At 70.3% G+C, this 14921-nt stretch carries 11 protein-coding genes; 8 read left to right on the forward strand and 3 right to left on the reverse strand.

All coding sequences use genetic code 11. The features are described 5' to 3' along the window. Positions 1-42: 42 nt before the first annotated feature. Positions 43-2013, reverse strand: coding sequence for a glycosyl hydrolase family 28-related protein (locus tag ACFQS1_RS09200; protein WP_378965805.1), 1971 nt, complete (start codon positions 2011-2013; stop codon positions 43-45). Between the two features lie 173 nt (positions 2014-2186). On the opposite strand from ACFQS1_RS09200, the gene ACFQS1_RS09205 reads away from it, so the two are divergent. The 3 genes from ACFQS1_RS09205 (at position 2187) to ACFQS1_RS09215 (ending at position 6468) form a co-directional block, all read left to right on the forward strand. Next, positions 2187-3152: a hypothetical protein gene (locus ACFQS1_RS09205; protein ID WP_378965806.1), complete on the forward strand. Its 966-nt coding sequence runs from the start codon at positions 2187-2189 to the stop codon at positions 3150-3152. A 49-nt stretch (positions 3153-3201) separates the two neighbouring features. After that, positions 3202-4425 carry an EAL and HDOD domain-containing protein gene (locus tag ACFQS1_RS09210; protein ID WP_378965808.1) on the forward strand — a complete coding sequence of 408 codons (1224 nt, stop codon included), beginning with the start codon at positions 3202-3204 and terminating at the stop codon, positions 4423-4425. 123 nt (positions 4426-4548) lie between these two features. After that, positions 4549-6468, forward strand: coding sequence for a LamG-like jellyroll fold domain-containing protein (locus ACFQS1_RS09215; RefSeq protein WP_378965809.1), 1920 nt, complete (start codon positions 4549-4551; stop codon positions 6466-6468). A 42-nt stretch (positions 6469-6510) separates the two neighbouring features. Here ACFQS1_RS09215 and ACFQS1_RS09220 read toward each other — a convergent pair whose 3' ends face one another. Beyond that, the gene (locus tag ACFQS1_RS09220; RefSeq protein ID WP_378965810.1) at positions 6511-8139 is read right to left on the reverse strand and encodes a Na+/H+ antiporter; all 1629 of its coding nucleotides are present in this window, start codon (positions 8137-8139) and stop codon (positions 6511-6513) included. 51 nt (positions 8140-8190) lie between these two features. Continuing rightward, positions 8191-9693 (reverse strand): adenosylhomocysteinase, encoded by a 1503-nt coding sequence (gene ahcY / locus ACFQS1_RS09225; RefSeq protein ID WP_465263203.1) that lies wholly within the window; start codon positions 9691-9693, stop codon positions 8191-8193. Positions 9694-9884: 191 nt separating this feature from the next. On the opposite strand from ahcY, the gene ACFQS1_RS09230 reads away from it, so the two are divergent. From ACFQS1_RS09230 to ACFQS1_RS09250, 5 genes are all read left to right on the forward strand, one after another. Next, complete coding sequence (locus ACFQS1_RS09230; RefSeq protein ID WP_378965814.1) at positions 9885-10802, forward strand: HAMP domain-containing protein; 918 nt, start codon at positions 9885-9887, stop codon at positions 10800-10802. Between the two features lie 59 nt (positions 10803-10861). Next, on the forward strand, positions 10862-11794 hold the full coding sequence (locus ACFQS1_RS09235; protein ID WP_378965815.1) for a LacI family DNA-binding transcriptional regulator: 933 nt from the start codon (positions 10862-10864) through the stop codon (positions 11792-11794). 66 nt (positions 11795-11860) lie between these two features. Further along, positions 11861-12190 (forward strand): YciI family protein, encoded by a 330-nt coding sequence (locus ACFQS1_RS09240; RefSeq protein WP_378965816.1) that lies wholly within the window; start codon positions 11861-11863, stop codon positions 12188-12190. Further along, the gene (locus tag ACFQS1_RS09245) at positions 12191-13384 is read left to right on the forward strand and encodes an RNA polymerase sigma factor (protein ID WP_378965817.1); all 1194 of its coding nucleotides are present in this window, start codon (positions 12191-12193) and stop codon (positions 13382-13384) included. Between the two features lie 128 nt (positions 13385-13512). Then, a complete protein-coding gene (locus ACFQS1_RS09250; protein ID WP_378965818.1) occupies positions 13513-14775 on the forward strand; it encodes an ATP-binding protein in 1263 nt (420 codons plus the stop codon). The last annotated feature ends 146 nt before the right edge of the window (positions 14776-14921 follow it).

The raw sequence follows: 14921 nt of genomic DNA on the forward strand, positions 1-14921 counted from the left end.
CACTCGAATCAACGAATGGGGGCGCGAGTGGGTGGGGGTTGTCTACCAGGTGGCGGGGGCGGGCGGCGCGACGACCGGTGGCCGGTCGTCGCAGGTGATGGTGTTGGGCAGCATCCACGGCTGCAGCCAGCCGCCGTCGTTGCCGCCCAGGTCGGTCACCGTGAACTCGGAGCCGGTGGCCGGGAAGTTGAACCGGCCGCAGTTGTTGACGCCGACCGCGCCGACGTTGCGAGCGTCGACGTTCTCGAAACTCGCGGACCCGCCGACGCGGGCGCTCAGCACACTCGTACCCGTGCCATCGATCTTGATGTTCTTGAAGTGCACGTTCGTGATCGAGTACAGGTCCTTCACCGGCCAGTCCGCGACCTCCATGATCGCGTTGTAGGTGCTGTCCAGGAAGTTGTCGCCGACGACCTGGATGTCGGCGGCCATGTCCTTCTCGAGCGCGTAGAACCAGATCGCGCCGAGCCCGATGTTCCAGTTCAGCTCGTAGGTGCCGGCGCGGACCGTGGTGTTGCCGGTGAACCGGAGGTGCCCGGCGAACGGCTCGGCGCCGAAGCGGGAGCCGGCGTGCAGCGCGCTGCCCTCGCGGATCGGGTCGGCGATCAGGTTGTTGCTCACCGTGTTGTCGGTGCCGCCGTAGATCGCGATGCCGTTGGCCAGCACCGGCGTCTGGATCGTGTTGTGGTCGAACGCGTTCCGCGCGTTCGCCGTCTTCTCCGACCACATGGCGAGCGCGTCGTCGCCGGTGTTGCGGAGGAAGTTGTTCTGCACCAGCGAGTCGGTGACCCCGACGTGGAAGTTGAGGCCGTCGGCGATCTGGTCGACGATCACGTTGCCGGTGACCTTGATGTTGCGCATCGGGCCGTCGAACCAGAGGCCCACCTTGGTGTGGTGGATGTAGAGCCCGTCGATCGTCGAGTCGCTCATCGCGCCGCCGACGCCGTTGACCTGGTCGGTGTCGATGCGCTCGCGGACGTCGCCCTCGATGGCGAAGCCGGCCAGGTGGACATTCCGCGAGTTTTCCCCGTAGAACCCGACACCCGTGTGCACGGAACCGTCGGGCGCGGGCGCCGGCAGGGCGACCTGAGACCCCTTGATGATCGTGTACCAGCTGCCGGCTCCCTCGATCGTCACGTTGTCGACGATGATGTGCCGGTTGACCTGGTAGGTGCCCGGTGGCACGTACACCTTGAGCCGGGTCTTGCGGGCGAACGCGATGGCCTTGTCGAACGCGCCGGCCGAGTCGCGGCGGCCGGTCGGGTCGGCGCCGAACAGCAGCACGTTGGCGGCGATCAGGTCGATCTTCGGCGGGCCGACCAGCTCGGTGTCGAGCAGGTCGATCACCGTCCAGGCCGCTGCCGAGGACGCGGTCAGCCGGATCTTCTCCCCGGCCGCGAAGGTCTTGCCCAGCAGCAGCCGCTGCTCGTCGTAGAAGTGGCTGGGCCGGAACGGCGTGGTGATCACCGGCGCCGGGGTGGTGGCGGCCGGCACGCAGGCGCACTCGGTGATCCACCAGTCCGGATGCAGCAGGCCCGCGTTCGGGTCGTTGCTGAACGGATACTGGTTGTAGAGCCAGGAATAATGCGAGGTCAGCGTCATGGTCCGGGTGGTCTTGCCGACCTTGACGGCGAGCGGCGCGGTGATCCCCCCGCCGGTCGGCGCGTCCGGGATGCTGTACCGCACGGTGATCGCGTTGGTGGCCTTGGGCAGCGTGAACTCGACCCACTGGCCGGGGGCGAGCCGGACCGCGGAGCGGCCGGAAGCCTCGGCGGGCAGGGTGTAGGCGGTGCGGTCGGGGCCGATCACGGTGCCGTTGGTGGCGGCGGTCTCGGCCTCCTGCTCGGTGAAGGCGACGCTCGCGCCGCGGCCGGCGACGAGCGACGGGTCGAGCGCGGCACGGGTGCCGAGGGGCGGCTTCGGCGTCGGTGTTTTCGCGTACGCGGTGCCGGCCGCGCCGACCGCAAGGACGACACCGGCGGCTATGGCGGCGGTAAGGGCGGCTTTCGACATCGAGGAGTCTTTCTTTCGGGGAGCGATGCTCCAAGCGGGACGGACGCCCGGAGGTGCAGTGACCATAAGATTGCTGTGACGTAGTCCACAAGGTCTCGTCTCGAATTTTCGTCATATTGCTCGGTGGTTGCGTGAAGGCATTGTTTTCTTGCGGCGCGGTTGCCCTGCTGGCGGTGCTATCGGTCAGCGCTTGCAGCAAGCCCGCGCCCTCCTGGCGCGAGATCGCCCTGCCGGGTCCGGCGGTGTTGCGGGACGTGGCCGACTGCGGCGACCGGTGGTGGGCCGTGGGCGGAGCCGGCGCCGGGCCGGGCGCCTGGACCAGCACCGACGGCGTCTCCTGGGCGTCGGTGCCGTTCGCGCCGCTGCCGGCCGGCTACTACGGGCCGCACCAGGTGATCGGCTCGGTGGCCTGCGCCGGTGACCGGGTCGCGATGATCGGGGCGGTGCCCGGCGGCGCCCACGGGAATCCCCGGGTGAGCACGTGGCATCTCGCCGGCGGCCGGCTGGTGGAAAATCCGGCGCCGTTCGAGACGTACGGCGGGGACCAGGCCGTCGACGTGGGTCCGATGACCGCCGGGCCGTCCGGTTTCGCCATCGCCGGCAACCGGTCGTCCGGGGCCGCGGCGTGGATCTCTCCGGACGGCCGCACGTTCACGCTGCTCGAGCAGGCTCCGGGATTGGCCGGCGAGACGGTGGCGCGTGACGTGGCCGCCCTGCCGGACGGTCGCTGGGCGGTGGTCGGCGGCGCCGGCGGCGTTCTCGATCAGCGGGCGGCGGCCTGGATCTCCGCCGACGGCAAGGCCTGGACCAGGGCCGATCCGCCGGTCTCGGACGGTTTCACCGAGATCCAGCGGGTGGTCCGGGACGGGGACGATCTGCTGGCGGCCGGGGTGCGCGGGACTCACCTCGGGCTCTGGCGGTGGCACGACGGTGCCTGGACGGTGGGCGACGCGTTCGGGGACGGCGCGGCGGGCGTACGATCTCTGGCTCTTGCCGGCGGCAAGCCGGTGGTCGTCGGCGGTGGCCTGTACATCGACGGTGTCTCGACCGAGACGCCCGCGCCGCCGACCGCGGTGGCCGGGCGCGGACGCTCGCTGCTGCTGGCGGCCGGCGACCGGCTGTGGACGGCACGTCTGTAGCTCACCGGATTTCGTCAGATCCCGGGCACCGCGGCCGATAGCTAGCGGTGTGAAACCAACGGCGGCTGCTGCGGACGGCACCCAGCTCGTTCACGTCGGGCGGCAGCCCATCTTCGACGTGCGGGGCGGCGTGGTCGCCTACGAACTGCTGTTCCGCGGGAGCGTGGACGCCGTCGCGGCGGGACGCCAGGACACGTACGCGACCAGCACCGTGATGGTCAACGCGTTCACCGAGTTCGGCATCCGCGAGGTCGCCGGCGACCGGCTGTGCTTCATCAACCTCACCCGGGAGTTCCTGGTCGGCGACATCGCCCTGCCGTTCGGCCCGGAGCAGGTGGTGCTCGAGGTCCTCGAGACCGTGCGGATGGACGACCAGGTCGTCGCCGGGATCACCGCGCTCAGCGAGGCCGGGTACCGGTTCGCGCTCGACGACTTCGTCTGGGGTTCCGGGCACGAGGTGCTGTTCGGGCTCGCCTCGTACGTCAAGCTCGATCTCCTCGACGGTGACCTGTCCCGCCTCGACGAGATCGTCGCCGCCTGCCGCCAGCACCCCAACATCCAGATCGTCGCCGAGCGCCTGGAGACCGCCGAACAGCTCGCCATCGCCGACCGGTACGGCATGGAGCTGCGGCAGGGATACGCGCTCAGCCACCCCCAGGTGCTGACCGTGGCCAGCCTCTCACCGTCCCGGCTGCGCCGGCTCGAACTGGTCGGTGCGCTCACCGCCGCCGACCCCGACCTGCAGAAGATCGTCGGCATCATCGCCAGCGACCCGCCGCTGTCGCTGCGCGTCCTGCGGGCCAGCAACTCGGTCGCGGCCGGCCACGCCAACCGGGTCTCCTCGGTGCGGCAGGCCGTCGTCATGGTCGGCCTGCCGCACATCCGGCAGTGGGCGCTGCTGATGATGCTGGACGAGATGGGCGACGGCACCGAGGAGCAGATGCTCGGCGTGCTCACCCGGGCCCGGCTCTGCGAGAACATCGCCGACGAGTTCGGCGCGTCGCCGGACGCCGCCTTCATGGCCGGCGTGATCAGCGGCGTCGGCCACCTGCTCGGCGTCCCGCCGGAGGGCATGGCCGAGCAGTTCCCGCTGGCTCCGGCGGTGGTCGCGGCGCTGACCCAGGGCGCCGGCCGGCTGGGCCAGGTGCTGCGCGCGGTCGACGCGTACGAGAACGGCGAGTTCGGCACCTTCGACCTGGCGGGTCAGTACATGGACGCGGTGCGGTGGTCGACCCGGGCGCTGGACGCCTCGAACCGGCTCGCGGCGGCGTAGGCTCGGCCGATCGCACCCCGGCGATACGCTGTCGGCCGATCTCCCCCATCATGCTTTCCGCCCCCGGCACGAGATGCGTTCGAAGCGTCCCGCTCGCGGGATTCCGCATCTCGGAGGGAAGCAATGCTCGAGGACGAGCACGGTCACCGGCCGACCGGACCCAATCGGCGGGAGGTCCTGCGGTCGGCCGCGGTGGCCGGCGCCGGCGTGGCCGTCGGAGCGTTGAGCGTGACTCCCGTGTTCGGCGGCGGAAGCGGGCTGGCCGGGAGCAACGGCCGGCCCGAGCCCGACGCGGCGAGCCCGCAGTTCACGCTGGCGATCATGCCGGACACCCAGTTCTTGTACTGGGGCAGCCAGAACAGCATCAACCCGGCGCCGCTGGAAGAGTCGTTCCGGTACGTCATCGGCAGCGACGACAACATCGTCTTCCTGGCGCACCTGGGCGATCTGACCCAGGACGGCGGCGCCACCTCGTTCGAGGCGGTCGGCCGGACGTTCGATCTGCTCGACGCGCACGGCGTCGGATACAGCGTGCTGGCCGGCAACCACGACGTGACCGGCGACGACACCCGAGGCTCGACGCCATACCTGCGAGTCATGGGCCCGCGGCGGTTCCGTCGCTCGAAGACGTTCGCAGGCGCCGACGCCGGCGGCTACAACACCGCGCACATCTTCCGCGCCGGCGGCCGGGAGTGGCTGCTGCTCGCGCTGGACTGGCGGATGTCCGACCAGGGCGTCGCCTGGGCCGACCGGTTCCTGACGGACCATCCGAGGCTGCCGGCCATCCTGACGACGCACGACCTGGTCGATTCGCCGTACGACGACAACGTCTACCCGTACGAGTCGGGCGACCCGGAGAACAACGCGGTCCTCTCCCGATACGGCCGGCAGGTCTGGGACCAGCTGATCGCCGGCCACGACCAGATCTTCCTGACCATCAACGGCCACCACTGGCCGCCCGCCCGCACGCGCCGCCGGAACGCCGCGGGCAACGACGTGCACCTGCACCTCACGAACTACCAGAACCGCTACTTCGGCGGCGCCGCGATGCTCCGGCTCTACCACTTCGACCTGGCCCGCGACGTCATCGACGTGGAGACGCTCGCGCCGTACTTCCTGGCCCAGGAGCCCGCGCGCCGGAGTCCGCTGGCCGCCCAGCATCTGCGGCTCACCACGCCGGTCGACCGGTTCTCCGTGCCGATCGACTTCGCGCGGCGTTTCCACGGCTTCGATCCCGTTCCGGTACGCCCGGCGCGGCCGGCCGACCAGCTGGTGGTGCCCGGCACGCTGGCGTACTGGCGGTTCGACAACGGCGGCGTCACCGGCGGTCCGGTCCAGCTCGGGCAGACCGTCCGGGACCTGTCCGGCCGCGGCAACGACCTGACCGTCGTGGCCGTCGCCGGCGCCGCGGCCGACGCCCTGACCTGGTCGAGCGACCACCACCCCGACCAGCCGGCGCACGCCTGCCTGCGCTTCGCCGGCGGCCGCGACCCGCTGCGCGGCGCGTACCTGACGACCGGCGACGAGGCGCCGCTCAACGCCGAGACGTTCGACCGGGGCTACACGATCGAGGCGTTCCTGAAGATCCCGCTGGACTGGGACGAGGACGACAACGCCTGGATGCCCCTGCTCACCCGGCGCGGCCGATCCGGCGACGCCGGCAAGAGCGGCCCGAACGCCGACCCGCGCGACCCGCTGGCCGGCCTCAACATCTCCAGCAACGGCCGCGAGCCACAGTTCAACTTCTACCCGCGGAACCAGTCCGGTCCGACCACCAACTGGGGGCACGGCCTCGTCGAGGACACCTGGTGGCACGTCGCCGTCGTCAACGACGGCCGGCGGACCGTCATGTACGTCGAGGGCAGCCCCGTGCTCGACAACCCGTCGACGCGGTCCGTCGGCATCGCGTCGCTGGGGCTGCCGTGGCTGTTCGGCGGCCACGAGTACGCCGGCGTCGTCGACAACGTCTTCCACGGCTGGATCGGCGATGTGCGCATCGTGAACCGGGCGCTGCCGCCCGACCAGTTCATGCCCGCGAAGTAGGCGACGAGAATACCCCTAAAATCAGGCAATAGGTAAGCCCGGTCAGGAGCGTTCCGCCAACCGCTCCTCGTGGTCGAGCTCCCGCTCCAGCACCCGCAGCCCCTCGTCCGTCAGCATGCCGCTGTCCCGCCAGCGCAGCAGTTCCTCGCGCTGCGCCTCGATCACCTCACGCCGCACCGCCAGCGCCGCCTCGTACTGCGGTGACACCGGTACCTCGTCCGACTCGGCCTTCTCGATCAGGTCGAGCCGTCTGCGGTAGCGCTCCAGCCGCACGGTCAACTGCTTGCGCACGGTCTCGATGGCGCGCTCCTCGACGTGGTCGTGCTTCTGCTGCAGGATCTCGTCGAGCCGGTCCAGCGCGGCCTGCACCGCCGCGGAGCGGGCCTCGTTGCGCTCGCGGGCCAGGTCGGCGCGGTTGGCCCGCAGGCCCAGCCGGCGCACGAGCGGCCCGAACGTCAGGCCCTGCCCGATCAGCGTGACGATGACGACCACGAAGGCGCAGAACTGGAGCAGGTTCTTGTCGGGCACGTTGTCCCGCAGGGTGAAGACCGCGGCCAGGGTGATGACCCCCCTGGTGCCGGCCCAGCTGAGCGCCGTGACCTCCGTGCCGGTGAGCGCCTTCTCCTCGCGCCGATCGGAGGTCGAATCACCGCCGAGGCGCGAGTGCATGCGCCGCGGCAGGAGCTGGGTCAGCAGCAGCCAGAGTGGCCGCAGCAGCAGCACGACGCCGACCGACACGGCCACCGCGGTCACGATCGTGGCGGTCGAATACTCGTGCAACCGGCTCACCACGGTCGGCAACTGCTGGCCGATCAGCAAGAACACAAAGCCTTCGAGTACGAAGTCGATCAGGCGCCACACCGCGCTGGTCTGCAGCCGGCTCGCGCCGGACGAGTAGCGCGGCGCGTCGTGCCCGATGATCAGGCCGGCCACCACCACGGCGAGCACGCCCGAGACGTGCACCCGCTCCCCCAGCAGGTACGCCGCGAACGGCGTGACCAGCGAGATGGTGTTCGCGCTGATCGGGTCGTCGCGCAGGTGCTTGAGGAGCCGTACGGCATAGGCCACCACGACGCCGGCGATCACGCCGCCGGCCGCGGCCAGCACGAATTGGCCCACCGCGGTGGGGAAGGAGAAGCCCTCGCCGTCGACCGACGCGACCGCGACGCTGAGGATGGTCAGCGCGGTCGCGTCGTTGAGCAGCCCCTCGCCCTGGATCAGGGTGATCATGTTGCCGGGCAGGCCGGCCCGGCGGCCCACGGCGAGCGCGGCCACCGGGTCGGGCGGCGCGATCGCCGCGCCCAGGGCCACGCCGGCGGCCAGCGTCGCGCCCGTGACCCACAGCTCGAAACCGACGCCGACCAGCATCGCGGTGGCCAGCACCAGCAGCACCGAGAGGCTGATGACGGTGCGCATGTTGTGCCGGATGTCGAGCAGTGAGGAGTCCAGCGCCGCGTTGTACAGCAGCGGCGGGATCACGAAGGTGAGGATGATCTCCGGATCGAGCTCGACGTTCGGCCCGGGGAGCAGGGCGTAGACGATGCCGATGATGGTCAGCAGCGCCGCGGCCGGAAGTCCGGCGCGCCGGGACACCCACCGGGTCGCCACGATGACCGCGGTCGCGGCCAGGATAAAGATCAGGATCTCCTCGGTGTGATGCACGAGATCCATTCTCACGGAAACGGGCCGCGCCGGAAGGCGCGGCCCGTTTAGACAAACATCTCAGTAGCGGTAGTGCTCGGGCTTGTACGGCCCGTTCACGTCCACGCCGAGGTACTCGGCCTGCTTCTTGGTGAGCGACGTGAGGCGCACGCCGAGGGCGTCGAGGTGCAGCCGGGCGACCTTCTCGTCGAGGTGCTTGGGCAGCACGTAGACCTGCAGCTCGTACTCACCGGGCTTGGTCCAGAGCTCGATCTGGGCCATGACCTGGTTGGTGAAGGAGTTGGACATGACGAAGCTGGGGTGCCCGGTGGCGTTGCCCAGGTTCATCAGCCGGCCCTCGGAGAGCACGATCACGGAGTGGCCGTCCGGGAAGCGCCACTCGTGCACCTGCGGCTTGATCTCGACCTTCTCGATGCCCGGGACGCGGGCCAGGCCGGCCATGTCGATCTCGTCGTCGAAGTGCCCGACGTTGCCGACGATCGCGTTGTGCTTCATCGCCCGCAGGTGCTCGACCCGGATGATGTCGGTGCCGCCGGTGGTGGTGATGAAGATGTCGGCCTCGCCGACGACGTCCTCGAGCTGGGCCACCTGCATGCCGTCCATGGCGGCCTGCAGCGCGCAGATCGGGTCGATCTCGGTGACGATCACCCGGGCGCCCTGGCCCCGCAGCGTCTCGGCCGCGCCCTTGCCGACGTCGCCGTAGCCGCAGACGACCGCGAGCTTGCCGCCGAGCATGACGTCGGTGGCCCGGTTGAGGCCGTCGACGAGCGAGTGCCGGATGCCGTACTTGTTGTCGAACTTGCTCTTGGTGACCGAGTCGTTGACGTTGATCGCCGGGAAGAGCAGCGTGCCCTCCTTGGCCAGCTTGTACAGCCGGGCCACGCCGGTGGTGGTCTCCTCGGTGACGCCGCGGATGTCGGCCGCGATCCGGGTGAACCGCTGCTTGTCGCCGGCCAGCGACTCGCGGAGGGTGTCCAGGATGATCGAGTACTCGTGGCTGTCGTCCTCGGTCGCCTGCGGGACCGCGCCGGCCGCCTCGAACTCGACGCCCTTGTGCACCAGCAGGGTGGCGTCACCGCCGTCGTCGAGGATCATGTTCGGACCCAGGCCGTTGCCGAAGTCGAACAGGTTCATCGTCGCCCACCAGTATTCCTCCAGCGTCTCGCCCTTCCAGGCGAAGACCGGGACGCCGGCCGGGGCGTCGACGGTGCCGGTGGGGCCGACGACGACCGAGGCGGCCGCCTCGTCCTGGGTCGAGAAGATGTTGCAGGAGACCCAGCGGACCTGCGCGCCCAGCGCGATCAGCGTCTCGATCAGCACGGCGGTCTGCACCGTCATGTGCAGCGAGCCGGCGATGCGGGCGCCCTTGAGCGGCTGCGAATCGGCGTACTCCTTGCGGAGGGACATCAGGCCGGGCATCTCGTGCTCGGCCAGACGCAGCTGATGGCGGCCGGCCTCGGCCAGCGAGAGATCGGCGACGGCGAACTGCAGGCCGTTCACGACCTGGTACTTTTCTGACATGAAGAGGGCTCCTCCCTCATCAGGAGGCGCCCTTGCAGTCAGCAAGCCTCGCAGTCGAGCGTGGCGGGTTTCCCAGATTTGATCAAATGGGGCAACCCGTTGCAGCGCCTCTCGACCGGGCCTTTACAGGTTACCAAGAGACTGGGATTCTTAGCCGCCCCATGTGATTCGACTGGCAGGGTAGGGACGTGCCAGAGGCGCTACCTCGGGTTTTTCGGCCCAGAACCATCCGCGTGCAGCTCACGCTCGCCATCACCGCCGTTGTCGCTCTCGTGGTGGCGCTCGCCGGGCTGGCCGTTGTGCTGTACGCCGACCGCCACGACCTCAAGGACGTGGACAACGCGCTCGCCGCGCGAGCGGCGGTGGTGCGCGCGGCCGCGGTGAAATCCGGCTCGCTGCCGACCGACGGGACCTATGCCGTACGCCTCGTGCGCGGCGCCGAGGTGCGCGCCGAGGCCGGTTCCTCGATCAAATTCTCGGTCCCGGTAAAAGACGGCTATTCCACCGTGACCGCCGAGGACGGGTCACACTGGCGTTCGTGGGCCGAGACGCTCAAGACCGGGGTCCAGCTCCAGATCTTGATCGACCTGCGCGACGTCGAGAAGCGCCATTCCGGAAATGTCAGGATGATTGACCTCATTGTGCTGCTTGCCGCCGTGGTCGCCGCGGCCGGGACCTGGGTGGTCGGCGGCCTCGTGCTGCGGCCGCTGCTCAAGCTGGCCGAGGGCGCCAAGGCGGTGACCCCCGACGACCCGGCCGCGCGGCTGCCCGTCGTGACCAGCCCGCCCGAGGTCGCCGAGCTCGGCAACGCCATCAACACCGCGATCGATCGCTACGCGTCCTCGGCGCCGGCCGCCGACCACGTCGCCGCTCCCCACCCCGAGACCGTCCAGCCCGAGACCGTCCAATCCGAGACCGTGCTCGTCAAGCAGGCCGAGGAGCTGGCACAGCAGATCGCCGCCGAGATCACCAAGGTCACCGCGGACCTGCGGGCGCCGCTCGCGGAGCTCGGCGAGGGCCTCGACCAGCTTCTCGACAACCCCGACATGCCGGCCACCCAGCGCCACCTCTACCTCGCGTCGATCCAGACCGAATACCGGCGCATCGTCACCCTGGTGGACGATCTCGAGACCCGCGCGACGTCACGCTAAGGGCTTGACAAATATCAAGGTCCTTCCATAAACCGTCAAAAACCCCTCATCCTGTACGCGTGCCGCACCCCTACCGGATCCGCGAGATCGCCCGTCAGGCCGGCCTCAGCGAGGCCACCGTCGACCGGGTGCTGCACGCCCGCGGCGGGGTTCGGGAGAGCACCGCCCGCGAGGTGCACCAGGCCATCGCGGCCCTCGACCGGCAGCAGGCCCAGGCGAGGTCGGCCGGCCCCGCCGTACGCGTCGATGTCGTGGTTTCGGGTTCCGCCCGCTTCGGCGTGGCGCTGCGGCAGGCCTTCGCGGCCGAACTGCCGGATCTGCTCCCGGCCCTGATCAAGCCACGGTTCCACCTCGACGAACCGGAGATCGTGCCCGCGCTCGAGCGCATCGCCCGCTCCCGGTCGCAGGGCGTGATCCTCACCGCGCCGGACACCCCCGAGATCACCGAGGCGGTGGGGCGGATCGGCCTGCCGGTGGTCACCCTGGGCGTGGATCTTCCGGAGAGCAAGCGCATCGCGTACGCCGGAATCTCGCACCCCGACGCCGGCGCGACCGCGGCCTATCTGGTCGAGCAATGGCTCGCCGACCGCGCCGGCGACGTCCTGCTCGTCCCCGGGGATCACGACCTCGGCGCCGCCGATCGGGCCGCCGGCTTCCGCGCCGAGATGGCGGCCCGCGCACCCCACCGACGCCTGGTCGACAGCCCCGCCTCCACGGTGCGGGCGATCTACGCTCCCGCCGGCGGCGCCACCGCGGTGATCGGGGAGTTCGCTCATGAGGGCCGCAACTATGACGTGTTCGTGGCGCACGGCTTCGACGCCGCCAACGCCGAGTTGCTGCGCGCCCGCCGGCTCTCCGCGGTGCTGCATCCGGATCTGCGAGCCGATGTGCGGCACGCCTGCCTTACGATCCTGCGGGCGCAGGGCCTGCTCAGCGGGCCGATCCGGGCGATCCCCGCGGCGATCCGGGTGATCACGCCGGTTAATTTCTGAGCCGGGTGTCCGGATCCGGTCCGGCCGTTCGTCACCCTGGTGAAGGACCGACCAGAGGAGATCGAAATGAAGTACATGATGTTCGTCTGCAGCGACACCGAGCCGGAGACCGACGAGTCCCGCGTGCCCGACATCGACGTCTGGGTGGCCGAGAACGACGCGAACGGCCGCCGGGTGACCGGCAACGTGCTGGCCCCGCCGTCCGCGGCCACGACCGTCCGGGTACGCGGTGGCGAGGTGCTGCTCAGCGACGGCCCGTTCGCCGAGACCAAGGAGGTCATCGTGGGCTTCGACATCCTCGAGTGCGCCGACCTCGACGAGGCGATCGCGGTGGCCCGGGCGCACCCGATGGCGTACACCGGCCGCCTCGAGATCCGGCCCTACGCGGACCGCTGAATGAGTGTCGAAGCGGCCGTCAACGCCGGCTGGGACTCCTACGCGCGGATCGTCGCCTCGCTGATCAGGGTGACCGGCGACTGGACCCTCGCCGAGGACTGCGCCCAGGAGGCGATGGCGGCCGCCCTCGAACGCTGGCCGCGCGACGGGGTGCCCGCGAACCCGGGCGGCTGGTTGCTGACCACCGCCCGCAACCGCGCGATCGACGTGCTCCGCCGCGCCACCGTGGAGAAGCGGAAACTCCAGGAGGTCGCCATGCTCTGGGACCCGGCATCGCCGTCGTTCGAGATCGAGGACGACCGCCTTCGGCTGATCTTCACGTGCTGCCATCCCGCGCTGTCGCTGGAGGCCCGCGTGGCCCTGACCCTGCGCACCATCGCCGGCGTGCCGACCACCGACATCGCCCGCGCCTTCATGGTCACCGAGTCGACCATGACGAGGCGCATCACCAGGGCCAAGTCGAAGATCGCGGACGCCCGCATCCCGTACCGCGTGCCGACCGGCCCGGCGCTCGCCGAGCGCCTGCCGGGGGTCCTGGCCGTCCTCTACCTGCTCTTCACCCGGGGGTACGACGCCGACGGCGAGCCCGCGTTCGCGTCCGAGGCGATCCGCCTGGCTCGCTTGCTGGCCCGATTGATGCCGTCGTCGCCCGAGGTCGCGTCGCTGCTGGCGCTGTTGATCCTGCAGCACTCGAGGCGCGACGCCCGCCGCGACGCCGCCGGCGACCTGGTGACCCTGGAGAAGCAGGACCGGTCCCGCTGGGACAGCCCGGCGATAGCCGAGGGCGTGGCGATCCTGATGCGCACGCCGGTCGAGGGCCCCTACGGAGTACAGGCCCGGATAGCCGCCTGCCACGCCACCGCCCACGATTTCGCCGACACCGACTGGGGTGCGATCGCCGGTTGGTACGACGAGCTGGCCCGCATCCAGCCGACGCCGGTGGTGGCCCTGAACCGCGCGGTGGCGCACGGCTACGCCTTCGGCCCGCGGACGGGTCTGGCGCTGCTGGCGGAGGCCCGCTCCGGCGGCGTCCTGGACGACTACGCCGCGGCGATCGCGGTCGAGGCGGATCTGGTCGCCCGCGCCGGCGACCCGGCCCGGGCGGCCGAGCTGTTCCGCACGGCCGCTGAAGCGGCGCCGTCCGAGATCGAGCGCCGAGCCCTCCGGTCCCGCGCCGCCGAGCTCGACGCCTAGAACGCGTCGGCGCTGCGTCGCCTGGATCGCCGCAAACCGAAAGCCGCGGTGCCGCATATCGAAAGTCCAAGCGTCGCAAATCGAAAGCCAAGCCGTCGCAAATCGAACACCGATGGTTATCATGACGTGTGTCCACGTCGCCACTGATCCCTCGCCGTGCCGCTGCTCAGCTTGACGCCGCACTGGCGGACACCCGTGTCGTACTGGTAACCGGGGCTCGCCAATGCGGCAAGAGCACCCTCGTCCGCGTCGTTGCCGGCGACCGTCTCGCCGAACGCCGCGATCTGGATCGAGCACAGGACCGGGCTGCCGCCCTCGCCGACCCGGTCGGCTTCGTCGACTCGACCGGCTTGCTGGCCATCGACGAGATCCAGCGAGTGCCCGGACTGCTGCTCGCCATCAAGGCCGCCGTCGACGAGGATCCCCGTCCCGGCCGGTATCTGCTCACCGGATCCTCGCGGCTGTTCGGCTTGGTTGCCGCTCCCGACGCGCTGCCGGGCCGGATGGAAACGGTCGAGCTCTGGCCATTCTCCCAGGGCGAGCTCGACGGCCAACCGGATGGCTTCATCGACGCCGTTTTCACCCTCGGTCCCGACCTGCGCCATGAGTCAACCGTCACTCGCGCCGACTACGCCAGCCGGATCGTCCGCGGTGGCCTTCCCGAAGCCGCCGCGCGTGCGGACCCTCGCCGTCGTGAGCGCTTCCTCGACGCGTACGTCCAGGCGCTCATCGATCGCGACGTCCAGCAGGTGGCCGACATCCAGCGTAAGGGCCAGCTACGCACCCTGGTCCGCCTGCTCGCGGCACGGTCGGCGACCATCATCGCGGCCAACTCGCTGGAGTCCGCGCTCGGCCTGAGTCGTCCCACGGTCACTCGCTATCTGCAGGCCCTGGAAGAAATCTTCCTGGTCAAACGCATACCCGGTTGGTCCCGCAATCTCGGCACGCGCGCCACCGCCACACCCAAGCTCATTTTCGTCGACTCCGGTATCGCCGCGAACGAGACCGCCACCAACGCCCGGGCCCTGATCCGGCCCGGCGCGCCGTTCGGTCCGCTGCTCGAGTCGTTCGTGCTGTCCGAACTGTGCCGCCAGCTCACCTGGTCACAGCAGCAAGCCGACCTATCCCACTATCGCGATCACAGCAAGTTCGAGGTCGACGCCGTCCTCGAGAACCGGGCCGGCCAGGTGGTCGGCATCGAAGTCAAAGCCGCCTCGGCCGTCGGACCGGCCGACTTCCGTGGCCTACGCCGCCTGGCTGATCGCCTCGGCGACGACTTCATCGCCGGCATCGTCCTGTACACGGGAACGTCCACCCTGCCGTTCGGAGACAGACTCCGGGCCATCCCGGTGAGCGCCCTTTGGCAGACCCCCGCGCCCGCACTCTCCTGAGTGGGCTTCCCGGCGTCACGCTGCGCTACCTCACCGGCCGCGGCGGCACGGATTACGCCGAGGACGGGCCGAGCAAGCTGACCTGTCCGGCCCCCTGTCGCCGCACGCCGGGCCGGATGGCTCGTCCACTCACTTCCGGGTCGAGT

The sequence above is a fragment of the Paractinoplanes rhizophilus genome (assembly GCF_042664765.1).
Lineage (GTDB): Bacteria > Actinomycetota > Actinomycetes > Mycobacteriales > Micromonosporaceae > Actinoplanes > Actinoplanes rhizophilus.